The sequence below is a fragment of the Chitinophagaceae bacterium genome (assembly GCA_016717285.1).
Lineage (GTDB): Bacteria > Bacteroidota > Bacteroidia > Chitinophagales > UBA10324 > JACCZZ01.
On record JADKFU010000001.1, the window covers coordinates 543,503 to 557,754 of the forward strand.

The 14,252-nt window shown below is 40.7% G+C and carries 13 protein-coding genes and 1 tRNA gene; 7 read left to right on the top strand and 7 right to left on the bottom strand.

The genetic code is table 11. The features are described from left to right. The first annotated feature begins 17 nt into the window (after window positions 1-17). The 3 genes from IPO83_02310 (at window position 18) to IPO83_02320 (ending at window position 3,072) form a co-directional block, all read left to right on the top strand. Complete coding sequence (locus IPO83_02310; GenBank protein ID MBK9730115.1) at window positions 18-1,412, top strand: arginine decarboxylase; 1,395 nt, start codon at window positions 18-20, stop codon at window positions 1,410-1,412. Window positions 1,413-1,555: 143 nt separating this feature from the next. Further along, window positions 1,556-2,032, top strand: a complete 477-nt coding sequence (locus tag IPO83_02315) for a methylated-DNA--[protein]-cysteine S-methyltransferase (GenBank protein MBK9730116.1) — start codon at window positions 1,556-1,558, stop codon at window positions 2,030-2,032. Window positions 2,033-2,169: 137 nt separating this feature from the next. After that, entirely contained in the window at window positions 2,170-3,072 is a 903-nt protein-coding gene (locus IPO83_02320; protein ID MBK9730117.1) for a PhzF family phenazine biosynthesis isomerase, read from the top strand. A gap of 62 nt (window positions 3,073-3,134) precedes the next feature. Here the strand turns inward: IPO83_02320 and IPO83_02325 are convergent, their stop codons facing one another. After that, a complete protein-coding gene (locus IPO83_02325; GenBank protein ID MBK9730118.1) occupies window positions 3,135-3,695 on the bottom strand; it encodes a hypothetical protein in 561 nt (186 codons plus the stop codon). 121 nt (window positions 3,696-3,816) lie between these two features. Here IPO83_02325 and IPO83_02330 point away from each other — a divergent pair, with 121 nt between their 5' ends. Continuing rightward, the gene (locus IPO83_02330) at window positions 3,817-4,656 is read left to right on the top strand and encodes an alpha/beta hydrolase (protein MBK9730119.1); all 840 of its coding nucleotides are present in this window, start codon (window positions 3,817-3,819) and stop codon (window positions 4,654-4,656) included. Between the two features lie 58 nt (window positions 4,657-4,714). Here the strand turns inward: IPO83_02330 and IPO83_02335 are convergent. From IPO83_02335 to IPO83_02355, 5 genes are all read right to left on the bottom strand, one after another. Next, window positions 4,715-4,798, bottom strand: a tRNA-Leu gene (locus tag IPO83_02335). A 230-nt stretch (window positions 4,799-5,028) separates the two neighbouring features. After that, window positions 5,029-5,844 (bottom strand): 2,3,4,5-tetrahydropyridine-2,6-dicarboxylate N-succinyltransferase, encoded by an 816-nt coding sequence (locus IPO83_02340; GenBank protein MBK9730120.1) that lies wholly within the window; start codon window positions 5,842-5,844, stop codon window positions 5,029-5,031. Between the two features lie 138 nt (window positions 5,845-5,982). Beyond that, complete coding sequence (pfkA, locus tag IPO83_02345) at window positions 5,983-6,966, bottom strand: 6-phosphofructokinase (GenBank protein MBK9730121.1); 984 nt, start codon at window positions 6,964-6,966, stop codon at window positions 5,983-5,985. A 147-nt stretch (window positions 6,967-7,113) separates the two neighbouring features. Then, window positions 7,114-7,515 (bottom strand): hypothetical protein, encoded by a 402-nt coding sequence (locus tag IPO83_02350; protein ID MBK9730122.1) that lies wholly within the window; start codon window positions 7,513-7,515, stop codon window positions 7,114-7,116. Between the two features lie 108 nt (window positions 7,516-7,623). Beyond that, window positions 7,624-8,292, bottom strand: a complete 669-nt coding sequence (locus IPO83_02355) for a VTT domain-containing protein (GenBank protein MBK9730123.1) — start codon at window positions 8,290-8,292, stop codon at window positions 7,624-7,626. A 153-nt stretch (window positions 8,293-8,445) separates the two neighbouring features. Between IPO83_02355 and IPO83_02360 the strand changes: the two genes are divergently transcribed. Together IPO83_02360 and IPO83_02365 are read left to right on the top strand one after the other, a co-directional pair. After that, window positions 8,446-10,224 carry a Na+:solute symporter gene (locus IPO83_02360; GenBank protein MBK9730124.1) on the top strand — a complete coding sequence of 593 codons (1,779 nt, stop codon included), beginning with the start codon at window positions 8,446-8,448 and terminating at the stop codon, window positions 10,222-10,224. A gap of 27 nt (window positions 10,225-10,251) precedes the next feature. Next, window positions 10,252-11,916: a hypothetical protein gene (locus IPO83_02365; GenBank protein ID MBK9730125.1), complete on the top strand. Its 1,665-nt coding sequence runs from the start codon at window positions 10,252-10,254 to the stop codon at window positions 11,914-11,916. Between the two features lie 319 nt (window positions 11,917-12,235). On the opposite strand, the gene IPO83_02370 is transcribed toward IPO83_02365, so the two are convergent. Then, on the bottom strand, window positions 12,236-12,595 hold the full coding sequence (locus IPO83_02370) for a MerR family transcriptional regulator (GenBank protein ID MBK9730126.1): 360 nt from the start codon (window positions 12,593-12,595) through the stop codon (window positions 12,236-12,238). 393 nt (window positions 12,596-12,988) lie between these two features. Between IPO83_02370 and IPO83_02375 the strand changes: the two genes are divergently transcribed. Beyond that, a complete protein-coding gene (locus tag IPO83_02375; protein ID MBK9730127.1) occupies window positions 12,989-14,113 on the top strand; it encodes a hypothetical protein in 1,125 nt (374 codons plus the stop codon). Window positions 14,114-14,252: the final 139 nt, after the last annotated feature.

Genomic DNA, 14,252 nt, shown 5'->3' on the forward strand with positions numbered 1-14,252 from the left:
TTTCTCGCCATCAGGAAATGACCAACACCTATAAAGATCTCGTACGTCAGACATTTGATTTCCCGCAGGACGGTTTTGAAGTAATAGACAATGAACTTTATTTTAATGGCGTATCGATGATGGAAATCATCCAAAAATACGGAACGCCCTTGAAGCTTATTTATCTGCCTAAAATCAGCTCGCAGATCAACAAGGCTAAAACTTATTTTAAGAAAGCTTTTAAGGAACACAAATACGGAGGCAAGTATTTTTATTGTTATTGCACGAAGAGTTCGCACTTCAAACACATTCTGGAAGAAGTACTGAAAAATGATGTGCATATTGAAACCTCTTATGCTTACGACATCAACATCATCCGCAAGTTGTACGAGAAGAAATTGTTTGATAAAAACAAATACATCATCTGTAACGGATTTAAGACGCGCACTTATACAACAAAAATCGCAGCGCTCATCAATGATGGTTTCACCAATGTGATTCCTATTCTTGATAATAAATCAGAGATCGAAGCTTACCAGCGTACAGTAAAAGGCACTTGTAATATCGGGATCAGGATTGCGGCAGAGGAAGAGCCGACATTTGAATTTTATACTTCACGATTAGGAATCCGATGGCGCGACATTCTTGAATTTTATGTGCAGAAGATTCATAATAACAAAAAGTTCAACCTGAAGATGCTGCATTTCTTCATCAATACAGGCATCCGCGACAATGCATATTACTGGAGTGAGTTGAATAAGGCATTAAATGTTTATTGCCAGTTGCGGAAGATTTGTCCGACACTAGACTCCATCAATATTGGTGGTGGCTTTCCGATTAAAAATTCACTTGGTTTTGATTATGATTATGAATACATGATCCGTGAAGTGGTATTGCAAATCAAAACTGCCTGCAAGAAGAACAAGATTCCGGTTCCGAATATTTTCACTGAGTTTGGGAGTTTCACGGTAGGAGAGAGTGGCGCGAATTTATATAAAGTGATTGCGCAGAAGCAACAGAACGATGCTGAGTTGTGGTACATGGTTGATAGTTCTTTCATAACTACCTTACCGGATACCTGGGGAATCGGGCAACGGTTCCTGATGTTGCCGATCAATAAATGGGAAAAGGATTATCAGAAAGTGAATCTCGGCGGACTCACCTGCGACAGCCAGGATTATTATAATTCTGAAGTGCATATCAACCAGGTTTTTCTTCCGAAGAACAGCAATGGTGAACCATTGTATATCGGTTTCTTTCATACAGGCGCTTACCAGGATCAGCTTTCAGGATACGGCGGTATCAAGCATTGCCTAATACCTTCTCCCAAAGTTGTATTGATTTCAAAAGACAAGAAGGGAAATATTACGGATCGTTTGTTTGCGAAGCAGCAGACATCGGCGAGTATGTTGAAGATTCTTGGGTATAAGTAGTGAGTAGTGAGTCGTGAGTCATTAGTCTTTTGTCATTCTGACGAAGGAAGAATCTGATCTATCAACTGGTCATTAGTCGTGAGTCTTTAGTCGATAGTCGTGATTTCTGGATGGATCTAAAATAGTTTCTTGATAATTAACCAATGGTTTACTCAGCATTTTATAATTCACCTGTAGGTTGTTTGCTGTTGGAAGCTGATGAAAGTGCTGTGACGAAAGTTCATTTTATGGACGAGTCGCACGAAACGGCTTCGCCTGAATTCCCCATTTTAAAGCAATGTATAGTGGAGTTGGATGAATATTTTTCAGGTATGCGGGAAGTATTTTCCGTTCCTTTAAAAGCGATGGGCACCGGCTTTCAGGAAAAAGTTTGGGCGCAACTGTTGACGATTCCTTTTGCAAAAACAATATCGTATGCACAACTGGCTGTTCAGTTGGGTGATTTAAAATCCATTCGTGCGGCTGGAACTGCGAATGGAAAAAATCCACTGGCTATTATTATTCCTTGCCATCGGGTGATTGGAAGTGATGGATCACTAACAGGTTATGGTGGCGGATTGTGGAGGAAGAAATGGTTGTTGGATTTTGAAAGGAAGCGGAAGCAGGGAGAGTTGTTTTAATTAGGAATTAGGAATTAATTGGGGGCTTACAGGATAGGATTTTGCAACAAGACGAATGACTAATGACCAATAACTAATGACTACAGCATAAAACCGAACTGTCTGCTGATTATATTAATTCAATAGCAGTATAAAAGATGAAGTATATCGAAGCACTCATCGTAAACGCGTTTCCTAAAAACAATGCAGGTGGCAGTCCGACTGGCGTAGTGTTGAATGCTACAGGTCTCAATGATTTGCAAATGCAATCGATCGCCAAACAACTTGACACATCTCATACAGCTTTTGCTTTTGAAGAAGTTACAGATAAGACCGGTGTTTCAGTCAGGTTTTTCACCCGCAATAATGAGATTTTAAATTGTGGTCATGGAACAATCGCGATGCATTACGCAAGAGCGAAGCATCTTCAACTTGATGGAAACCTCAGTTTGAATCAGAATATAAAGGAAGGTATTCAACCCATTCAAATTATAAAGGAAGGAAATGAATTCGTGATTTATTTGCAACAAAATGAAATTCGTTTTACAACTGTAACAGAAGAGTGCATCACGAAGATTTTGAAAGCACTGAAAATTCAAGCGGATGATTTAGCAATAGAAATGCCGGTTATACTTGCTTCACCCGGATCCAACAGGTTTCTCGTTGGCGTGAAATCAAATAAAGTCCTCCGGAAGATTGAACCGGACTTTGAACAATTGACACAAGTTTGCAAGGAGCAAAACCCGATAGGTTGTTTTATATATTGTCTTGATGAGACCGATGAAAAATTTGCTGCAACAGCCAGAATGTTTGCACCTTCAATTGGCGTGAATGAAGATATTATCAATGGAAACAGCAGCGGCTGTTTGGGCGAATACTTACTTCGGATGAATGGAAATGAGCATTTGGCACTGTCTGTTTACCAGGGACAGCAATTTAACCAGGAAGGCGAAGTGAAAGTTATGGTAAGTAAAATGAATGACCGGTATCACACTGTGATTGGAGGAACAGCAGTGATTACAAAAAAACTTTTGCTGGAACTGCATACTGATTATCCATAATTTAAGAAAGCAACCAAAATAAAATTGAAGTGTAAATTTGAGTTATTACAATTCAGTGAGTACTAAGGATGTCCCAGTGCCGCGCTCTTCACTTTATAAATGGCACCGGTAACGCTGTTGCCCAAACTTCCATCAGGTGCGGTAACAGTTGCGCTCGCATGTGGTTGAAGTTCGTAAATGGTTACCGTTTGTGTGGCATAAACGGTTCCCTTTTTCAAATAAGAAAGCTTTACAGCTACCTGTTCCATCTTAAAGTCACTGCTGTTGGAGACTGTTACATTTACATTCTCAACTCCACCGATTATTTTGTCCTTGTAGGTTACATTCACTTTCAGAAACGTGGTAATATTTTTTACCGCTTCATCTACCTTAATGTCTTTTGCAATCCATTCTGCTTCGCGGTCTGATTGATTTTCCATTGCATCCCGCTGTTGTTGGAGAGTTTCTTCAAACTGCTCTTTTTCTGCAATCAGTTGCTTTTCATATTCTATCCGCTGAATGCTGAGCGCTTCCTTCAATTGAGCATCCTTATTTTTTTCGTTGGAATAAATAACCATTAATAAGGCTACGATGATCAGCAATGACAAACAGATGACCACGTAAAGTGCATTTTTTGATTTCATGGTAATACAAGATTACATTAGAATGCTGAAATGAAGAAAGTAACAATAGCGCAAATAACATGCATTAATTTTGAGCAGTCGAACATTTCTAACTTGCACGAAAACTCCGACGCTCTTTTTTATGCTACGATTTTACATACTCATTTCCTGGTTTCTTTTTTTTACGGGCAATATTTCCGGTCAGACAAACAGTGCAAGTCCCTCCGGTAACAGTGAAGTTTTTGCACTTGGCGTAGTCAACAGAATACACTCTTCTGTGCTTGCAGAAACAAGAACATTAAATATTTATCTGCCTCAGTCATACACTCAGGACGCTATTAAAAGTTACCCGGTTATTTATTTGCTTGACGGATCAGCGAATGAAGATTTTATTCATGTAGTTGGCATTGTGCAGTTTCTCACCATGATTGAAGCAATGCCGGAAGCCATTGTAGTTGGTATCGCCAATGTGGACAGGAGAAGGGATTTTACTTTTCCTACAACTATTGAAAAGGATAAAAAGGACTATCCTACAACCGGAGGTTCGATGCAATTCATGACATTTATTGAAAAGGAATTGCAGCCTTTTATTCAAAAAAACTACAGGTGTAATGATACGACAACAATCATTGGGCAATCATTGGGCGGTTTATTTGCAACCGAAGTGTTATTTAAAAATCCGGATCTTTTTGACAATTATATTATTGTGAGTCCGAGTTTGTGGTGGGACAATGAATCGCTTTTAGCATTATCACCCGGAGTTTTGAAAAGCAAAGCAGTTACTGAAATGCAGATTTATATTTCAGTAGGTGCTGAAGGCAAACAAATGGAAGACGATGCAAAGAAACTGGCAGATCTTATCGGGGAAATGAAAATGAAAAACATAAAGATCATGTATGTTCCCTTACCGGAAGAAGACCATCTGACGATACTGCACAACAGTGTTTACAAAGCATTTGAATTGCTGCATGCGAAGAAATGATTTGGGATGATTTTTATATTATCCATGTGATACAATACTGCTGAAATAAAAAATAAAGTGCCGGAGGAGAGATTCGAACTCTCATGCCCTTGCGAGCGCTGCGCCCTGAACACAGTGTGTCTACCAATTCCACCACTTCGGCAAATGAAGGGCTGCAAAGTTAACGGGAATTTGCAAAAATGAAAATGGAATGTTGAAGGTGAACTGCTCCTGCATCTTCGATCCCTTCGATAGTTTCAAGGAATAGCTTAGTGAACTTATCATTAGCCCTTCGACAGGTTCAGGGAACGCGCCATCTGCTCCCGTTCTCTGAGTGTGTCAAAGAGTGATTTAAACAATTGTAAATATCCGGTCTAATTATTAAATGATTTTTTAAACGGACACATTGAAATCTCTCAATGCCTGGTTCAAAGAAGTTTTTAAATCCGTACTGGCTTTGCGTTGGCCAATGATAAGCGCTGCGCTTACATTGTATTCACCCGCAGGAAATTTTTTAGAATAGCTTCCCGGAATTACCACACTTCGTGCGGGAATTATTCCTTTGTATTCAACCGGTTCACTGCCAGTAACATCAATAATTTTCGTGCTCGCAGTTAATACAACATTGGCTCCCAATACAGCTTCCTGCTCTACAATCACACCTTCCACCACTATACATCTGGATCCGATAAAACAATTGTCTTCAATAATTACAGGATTTGATTGCACAGGTTCGAGCACTCCACCAATTCCAACACCACCGCTGAGGTGAACATTTTTTCCAATTTGCGCACAGGAACCTACCGTTGCCCACGTATCAACCAAAGTGCCCTCATCAACATACGCCCCGATATTTACATAGGAAGGAAGCAGGATCACATTTTTTGCGAGGTAAGCACCGTATCTCGCCACACCATGAGGCACGACGCGAACACCCAATTCTTTATAATTTTTTTTTAACGGAATCCGGTCGTAGAAGTGCAGTGGACCTGCCTGCATTTCCTCCATCGGTTGTATCGCAAAGTATAAGAGAATTGCTTTTTTTACCCATTCATGAGTGACCCATTCATTTCCTTTTTTTTCAGCTACACGAATCTTTCCCTGGTCAAGCAGTTCAATCACCGTGTTGACTAATTCTTTTATTTTTTCATCCTGTAAGAGCGCGCGGTTGTTCCATGCATCTTCGATCCGGGTGTTGAGTATTTCCATGGCCTTTATTTTTTAACAACATAATGATGAAAGGATATTGAAGCGATTGAGTTAGCGTATCACAGCAGTTGCAGGAAGCAGTGCGTTTGAATTTTTAAAGTGATGGAGATTTCACGAAAGGTGATTGGATAAGTGTCGTTAAATTGACAAAACGGTAGCAAGTTTCATCAGGAAAGGACTGATCTCCTGGTTGTGCTTGGTAGCTTTCGCGAAAGGTGTATGCACAACACTGTGATGCATCACGCCAACCATTACATCTTTTTTTCCTTCCAATAATGCTTCCACCGCAGCGAGTCCGAGACGACTTGCAAGTACGCGATCCTGGCAGGTAGGATTACCGCCTCGCTGCATATGTCCAATCACCGAAACCCGTGTATCATAATGATTGAATTTTTCTTTCACCTTTCTTGCTACTTCAAATGCGCCACCTTCTTCTTCTCCTTCTGCTACCACTACGATGCCAGATGATTTTTTGCGTTTCCATCCTCTTTCCAGTTTCGATATTAACTGATCAATAGAGAGCGGACTTTCAGGAATCAGGATCGCCTCAGCCCCGGTTGCAATACCGCTTCTCATAGCAATAAATCCTGCATCGCGACCCATTACTTCTACAAAAAACAAGCGGTTGTGGGAATCAGCGGTATCGCGGATCTTATCAATAGCTTCCATTGCTGTGTTGATGGCTGAATCATAACCTATTGTGTCATCGGTGCCGTACAGGTCATTATCAATTGTGCAAGGCAGGCCAATAAAGGGAATATCAAAATGATTATTGAATTCGAGTGCGCCACGAAATGTTCCATCGCCACCAAGAGCAACAATGGCATCTATCTTATATTTTTTAATGTTTTCGTTAGCGGCAGTCATTCCTTCCATTGTCATAAACCGCTTGCTGCGTGCCGTTTTCAAAATGGTACCGCCGCGGTGAATGATATTGCTCACCGACCGGGAGTCCATTTCAATAATTTCTCCGTCAATAAGTCCTTCATAACCGCGCATGATGCCAAAAACCTTTAGTTCGTTGTAAAGACTTGTACGAACCACAGCCCGGATGGCAGCATTCATACCCGGAGCATCACCACCTGAAGTAAAAACTGCTATGTTTTTAATATTTGTTTTCATTACAAAATTATTTGCGGTGCGAAAATAGGAAATAGCTCAGAAGGTGAAGAATGGTATAATACTAAATAGTTAAATTGTTTAATTGTTAAATTGCTGTAGATCACTTTCGTGATCTAAGGAAAGAGAAACCCGTTTATGTATATTTTGTCATTCTTTCGATTGGTAATGGTATTTTGTTCTTACGAGGTCGGGACTTTGATATTCGAGCACCAATTGTTTATTACCGACGTCTTTAATTGTGTAATTGAATTTCTTTTTTGATTTGGTGTCAGTGAGTGTGATGACCGATGTTTTTTCATTTAACAACCAGCTTCCATTCCATTGTTTTCCTTCTTTCGCCATTATAAAATTTCCATCGGTTTTAAGTTCGAGGAAATCAGCTTTAGCAGTTGAATCCGGCGCACGCACTACGCCAAATTCTTCTGTTCCTGAATAGATCCATTTTTTTGCGAGTAAGTCTCTGTTGACCTGGGCAAAAGAAGCAATGCTGAAATGAGCAAGCAGGAATGCCGTTACTGAGATGAAGAGGATTTTATTTTTTGGGAACATTGGGAATTGAAAATTAGGAATTAGGAATTAAGAATTAGGAATTAGGAATTGAGGATTATGCAGCTTAGTGACCAATGACCAATGACCAATGACTCATGACCATATATACTATTCCCCGGCTTCCTTCTTTAATTTTTTTGACTCCCTGATAAACCTGATAATAACCGGACCAGTGAATACTACTACCATTCCGATAATGATGTATTCAAGATTGTCACGCACGATTGGTTGTGTTCCTAAAAGATAGCCTGCAATCACCAATGGTATCACCCAGATTATTGCACCGATTATAGTATAGAGCAGGTATTTTCCAAGATCTACTCTTATGACACCTGATAAAATTGGAGCAAATGTACGAATGACAGGAAGGAAACGGCCCAATATCAAAGCTGTAGCGCCATACTTTGCATAAAATTTATCAGCCATGATTAAATATTCATGTTTGAAAAAGATAGATTCTTTTCTCTTAAATAAAAGCGGGCCTGCCTGTCTTCCAAACCAATAACCAACGAGGTTGCCAAGTGTAGCTGCGACAATCAAGGTGGTGCAAACCACGTACACATTTCGTTGTAAGTCGCCTGTTGCAGTAAGCACGCCGGCTGTAAATACGAGTGAATCACCCGGGAAAAAAAAGCAGAAGAAAATGCCGGTTTCAGCAAACACCATTACAAACAGTAATAGCAGTCCACCATATCGGATCAGCATCTCAGGATTGAAGATAGATCCGGGATCTTTCAGTATTTCTCTGAAGAAATTTATGACGTCGAGCAAGAGCATTCTGTTGGCAAAGTAGATAAATATTTTTCGTGATAGCGGTACCCGGCAAAAAAATATTGCCAAACCTCCAAGTACAGCATTGATACTGTTGATATTTCCAAATTCTGCTTCTGCAAATAATTCCTACTTTGGTTCGCACAAATTTTTTAGCGGATGACTCTTGATCTTATTGATTGGATAATTATTGCGGTATATTTTATCATCACCACTTACATAGGTCTTAGGTTTTCGAAACAGGCGGGCAAAGACACTGCTGGCTTTTTTCTCGGAGGAAGAAATCTTCCATGGTATCTGGCTGGAACTTCCATGGTGGCCACCACTTTTGCCGCGGATACACCGCTCGCTGTTACGGAGCTGGTTTCAAAAAATGGTATTGCGGGTAATTGGTTGTGGTGGAGTTTTCTTTTTGGCGGTATGCTGACAGTGTTTTTCTTTTCGCGACTGTGGCGAAGGGCCAATATTATGACTGAAGTAGAATTGATTGAATTACGTTACAGTGGCCGGCCGGCAGCGTTTCTTCGCGGATTCAAAGGCCTGTATCTTGGACTTTTCATGAATACGCTTGTCATCGGCTGGGTGAATCTTGCGATGATTTCTATTCTTAAAGTATTCTTTGGCATCAGTTCACAGGAAGCCTTGATGTATGCTGCATTAATGATGATACTTACTGCAATCTATTCTTCTATCAGTGGATTGCTTGGCGTTGCGGTAACAGATGCTTTTCAATTTGTAGTGGCCATGACAGGTTGTATCGTGCTCGCCATATTAGTATTGCATAGCGATCGTATCGGTGGCATAACAGGGCTGAAGGAAAAACTGCCTGGCTGGTCACTTGATTTTTTTCCGGAAGTAAAAGGACATTCGTATACCGGAAATGTTGCAACAACACTCACGATCAGTATCGGTGCCTTTCTCGCATATGTTGGGGTGCAATGGTGGGCAAGCTGGTATCCCGGCGCAGAACCGGGTGGTGGAGGTTATATCGCACAGCGGATGATGAGCACAAAAAATGAAAAACATTCTATTTACGCGACGTTGTTTTTCCAGATTGCACATTATTGCCTTCGTCCCTGGCCCTGGATTATTGTTGGACTTTGTTCGATGGTATTGTACCCTGAATTGTCGATGAACGATAAGAAGGAAGGATTCGTGATGGCGATGAAGGACTTTTTACCAACCGGCATGAAAGGATTTTTGCTGGTTGCTTTTTTTGCTGCTTATATGAGCACGCTTGCCACCCAGTTAAATTGGGGTGCAAGTTATCTCTTGAACGATGTCTACAAGCGGTTTATCAGGAAGCCATCTGTTTTTAACGAAGAAAAAGCAGGTGAGCGTCATTATGTGGCAGTAAGTCGCATCATTACGATCCTGCTCATGATTGTTTCACTGGCCGTTACTACACAAATGCAGACTATTTCCGGCGTGTGGTCTTTTCTTATTGAATGTGGAGCGGGTTTGGGTCTTGTTCTCATCCTCCGCTGGTATTGGTGGCGAATCAACGCCTGGAGTGAGATTACGGCAACCATTGCTCCTTTTGCCGGCTATGCCTTTTCAAGGTATGTTTTGAAATGGGAATTTCCTGATAGTTTTTTTGTGACGGTAGGATTTACAACGGTGTGTTGGTTGGTTGCAACTTTTATCACAGCGCCTGTAGAAGAAGAAAAGCTCAAAGAATTTTACAGGCGCATTCACCCCGGAGGATGGTGGGAACCTGTTCGGGCGCTAACGGGAATGGAAAAATCTACGCAGCAAATGGGTAAACTGGTAGTGTGCTGGCTGAGTGCTGTTATAATGACTTATTCCATTTTGTTTTTAACAGGATCATTGATTTTCCAGGAATGGATCGATGCTGCAATTTATGCCGGCATTGCATTGGGAAGCTGGCTGTTATTGCGTTCATTCATTACGCGCACAAAAATTTTCATGGACTGAAGCTTTGGTGATTTGAATTTTCTGCTGATGATAAAGCTTTTCCTGCTGCTTTTGCTGATATCCTTGCAAGGAAGTAGTGTTTTTTCACAAAGCACATTCATTCCGCTCAATGATGCATCGTATCATTTCCTGCAACGCCTTGAAATAAAATCGGGAAACATTTCTGATCAGTTGCATTTTTCCGCATTGCCATTGCAACGGGAGAACGCAATTCAGTTTCTGGATACCTTTCAAAAGAATCCTACAAATACTTCATCTGTTGATTTGAAGTCCATTGATTATTTACTGACGGACAATGATGAATGGTCAGCATATGCAGGAGCCAATAGCAGAAAACCGTTTCTGAAATATATATACCGGGACAAGGGAAGTTTGTATCAGCACCGTGATCATGATTTCATGGTGAAGGTGAACCCTGTTTTTGATTTTCAGTATGGAACAGAATCAGGATCCGGAGCATCCATTTTTACGAATACACGTGGCATTGAATTGCGCGGTTGGATAGCGAAAAAAGTAGGATATTATTTTTTACTGAATGAAAACCAGGCGCGTTTTCCGCTTTATGTGCGGGAAAGAATTGATTCCTTCGGAGCAATTCCGGGAGAAGGATATTTTAAAGAATTCAAAGAAGAAGGTGTTGATTTTTTTTCCGCGAAGGGATATTTTGATTTTACCGCCGCGAAGTTTATCACGATTCAATTCGGCAACGATAAAAACTTTTTGGGAAATGGAATCCGCTCACTCGCGCTGTCAGATTTCAGCGAAGACTATTTGTTTTTGAAATTGCAAACACAAGTTTGGAAGATCAGCTACCAGAATTTATTTGTAGACATGACCGCTGATTTTATGCGCGGCGGCGATCAGCTGCTCCCGAAAAAATACGGCGCTATGCATCATCTGAGTTTGAATGCAACCCGATTCTTAAATGTGGGTATTTGGGAAAGCGTAGTGTTTCACCGAAATGATGGATATGAGTTGCAATACCTGAATCCGATTATTTTTTATCGCTCAGTTGAACAGTTGCTCGGCAGTCCGGATAATACCATGCTCGGCATTGATGCCCGTGTGAATTTCCTGCATCATTTTTCCGGTTACGGTCAATTCATGATTGACGATTTCAATATACAAACATCTAAAGGTGAAAAGGGATATTGGGGTAATAAGACCGGATTTCAACTGGGTGCAAAATATATTGATGCATTCGGATTGGATAATCTTGATCTTCAATTCGAATGGAACCACATCAGGCCTTATGTTTATACCCACAATGATACGGTAGCCAATTACACAAATTACAATCAGCCACTGGCACATCCGTTGGGAGCTAACCTGAATGAATGGATTGGGCTGGTCCGTTATCAACCCATTTTTCCGCTTACTCTTCAGTGGAGCATAACGGCAGCCCGATCAGGAAGAGATACATCCGGAAGTAACTGGGGTGCTGATATATTTATTCCCACTACTGATTCCACCATACCATCAGTATATGGAAATGAAGTGGGGCAGGGAGTAAGCAGTGATTTATTGTTGAGTGAATTATCAGTTTGTTACATGATCCGCCACAACCTTTTCATAGATGCGACATATATATATAGAAATTCAAAATCCACGCTTGCAGCTTTTTCATCTTCCACACATATTTTTCAGTTTGGTGTGCGGATGAATGTAGCGAAGAGAAAATTTCAGTTCTAGACATTTCAAACACGTATGAAACCATTTGCTGTTCGAATCCGAAACGCCTCAATTTTTCTATTGATTATTATTTAGCTGCGGCGGGCCTTCTTATACGCTTGTCCTGAGCAATTAGAAGTACTCAGAGAGCACATTCGATTAGGCTTGTGAAAACCTCTGCTAATCTCACAGCGCAGTTCTGAATTCACTCAGGGAGTAAAAAATCGGTCGCTGAGCGGAGCCGAAGCTGTCGCTGAGCGGAGCCGAAGCGCGGGAATTTTCAATCGATTAAAAGTTTAATTGTGAGGAGCCTCGACTATGCTCAGGCATCACCAGGTAATCAAGGAATACCTTCTACTTCTTTTTTATCGAGGTTCTCTTTAAGACTTACGAGGAACGAACGGATCTTCTTGAGCGATTCAATCATCGCGACGCGTTCTGTAACCTGGTCAGGATTCTGCAACAGTTTTTTGCGGGCACCTTCAATAGTATATCCTTTTTCCTTGAGGAGGTGATAGATGATCTTGAGATGCTCAATGTCTTGCTTGGTGAAGAAACGGTCACCCTTCCTGTTTTTTTTCGGGCGCAGAATTTCGAATTCCTGTTCCCAGAAACGGATATTGGAAATAGAAAGATTGAACTGCTTTGCTACTTCACCTATCGAGTAATAATATTTATCTGACTCAACTTCGTCCGACATGACCGGTATTGTTTAACGGTTAAATTTACAAGTAAGAATCGAGAAGTAAAGGAAAAATTGGAGTGGATCAGCCAACTTAATTAATAACCAGGTTTATATTTTTGCCATTGTTTAATTGTTGCAGTGAAGTCAGGAGTAATAGTGGTTATATGATTAAATGGTTGAATGGTAATCTCGAAACCGGAGTGAAATCCCCTTCCAGGTAATTCCATACAACAATTGTTTTAATGTTTGAAATCTACATTGTAGAAAGCAAGTAGGAATTTGTGGTGCTTTTTCTACACATGAAATTACTTGCAATGGTTTCTTTAGGGTAAGAGTAATAATGGCATACTATTTCATTGTTAGCTATGATGAAAAATAATCATTGTTAACCTCCAAAAACAACTATCTATGAGTAATCACAAAAACAAAAAGCAGGAAGAAGGTGATGAAAATACTTCTTCCAAAAGTAACCAGGAAGACATCAGCAAAATGGCTAAAAATGAAACGTCAACCTCGCAGGAAAATGATTCTGAAATGAAAACTGAAAATCGCAACGAAAATGAGTCCGGCGATTCAAGCAAAGGCAAATCTAACCGGCAGGATGATATGGAAAAAAACCGTTTGAGCCCTCAAATGGAAAGGGAACAAAATTCTGGTGAGCAACAGTATGAAACGGGCAGCCAGCGCTATGGTTCTCAACAGAATGAATCTTCTCAGCAAGGTGATCAAAGGAGGAACCGGCAAAACCAGGAAAATGATTACCAAGGTGGAAATGATAGAAACCAAACAAATCCATATGCTAACCAGGGCAATTCTAATATGCAAGGTGGTTATGATCAGCAAAATTATAACAGCGGATTTTCAGGCAGCTATGGCAACAACCAACAGTATAATGAGCGAGGTGGTAATCAACGTTCCTATAACCGGCAAGGAGGTTCTCAGCAATATGATGAACAAAACCGGTACAATCAAAGGCAGCAAAATAATTATCAAGGTCAGGGATTCGGTTATGAAGAAGATCCGCGTCCATATCCTATGAGTGGTTTCCGGGAAGATGAACAAAGAAGGGACAATTACAATTCTCCTTATAATCAACAGTACGGCAGAAACTGGGACCAGGAAAACCGCGACGGATATGGTGATCAGTATGGAAGAAATCAAGACCGTTATTCTAACCAGGGCCGGTATGGTGGCATGCAGGGAAATAATTCAGGCTATAACCGGAGTGGTTATTCGCAACAAAGGGAGAACGATTATTACAGCGGCGGCTATAGCAATGAAAATGATAGCCGAAATGATGACAGAAGGCGTGGTGATGATGATAACCGTTACCGTTCTAATTCATCTTACGATCAACAGGATGATCGCTACAGGAACTCACGTGATGACGAGGATCGCTATTCGTCCCGTTCGAATAATTATGATCGTTATTACCAGGATGATAACGATAACAGAAGAAACGATTATTATGGTGATGATGACAGGGGCGGTTCCAGACAAAATCGCAATAGTCGCTCCGGGAGAAATCGTTAAACTTTTTTTTGTATAAAAGGATCCCCAGCCACTGGGGATTCTTTTTATGCATGATTTGTAAAAAATTTCCTAAGGTTTTCGCAATGACAATTAACATAGCAGGTAATAATGCTTTGGAAAATCTTGATGATGATGATTG

Bases quoted from the DNA above. Each gene is read 5' to 3' on its own strand.
- IPO83_02310 (MBK9730115.1), top strand. From the start codon at position 18: ATGACCAACACCTATAAAGATCTCGTACGTCAGACATTTGATTTCCCG.
- IPO83_02315 (MBK9730116.1), top strand. From the start codon at position 1,556: ATGGTTTACTCAGCATTTTATAATTCACCTGTAGGTTGTTTGCTGTTG.
- IPO83_02320 (MBK9730117.1), top strand. From the start codon at position 2,170: ATGAAGTATATCGAAGCACTCATCGTAAACGCGTTTCCTAAAAACAAT.
- IPO83_02325 (MBK9730118.1), bottom strand. From the start codon at position 3,695: ATGAAATCAAAAAATGCACTTTACGTGGTCATCTGTTTGTCATTGCTG.
- IPO83_02330 (MBK9730119.1), top strand. From the start codon at position 3,817: ATGCTACGATTTTACATACTCATTTCCTGGTTTCTTTTTTTTACGGGC.
- IPO83_02340 (MBK9730120.1), bottom strand. From the start codon at position 5,844: ATGGAAATACTCAACACCCGGATCGAAGATGCATGGAACAACCGCGCG.
- pfkA (MBK9730121.1), bottom strand. From the start codon at position 6,966: ATGAAAACAAATATTAAAAACATAGCAGTTTTTACTTCAGGTGGTGAT.
- IPO83_02350 (MBK9730122.1), bottom strand. From the start codon at position 7,515: ATGTTCCCAAAAAATAAAATCCTCTTCATCTCAGTAACGGCATTCCTG.
- IPO83_02355 (MBK9730123.1), bottom strand. From the start codon at position 8,292: ATGCTCTTGCTCGACGTCATAAATTTCTTCAGAGAAATACTGAAAGAT.
- IPO83_02360 (MBK9730124.1), top strand. From the start codon at position 8,446: ATGACTCTTGATCTTATTGATTGGATAATTATTGCGGTATATTTTATC.
- IPO83_02365 (MBK9730125.1), top strand. From the start codon at position 10,252: ATGATAAAGCTTTTCCTGCTGCTTTTGCTGATATCCTTGCAAGGAAGT.
- IPO83_02370 (MBK9730126.1), bottom strand. From the start codon at position 12,595: ATGTCGGACGAAGTTGAGTCAGATAAATATTATTACTCGATAGGTGAA.
- IPO83_02375 (MBK9730127.1), top strand. From the start codon at position 12,989: ATGAGTAATCACAAAAACAAAAAGCAGGAAGAAGGTGATGAAAATACT.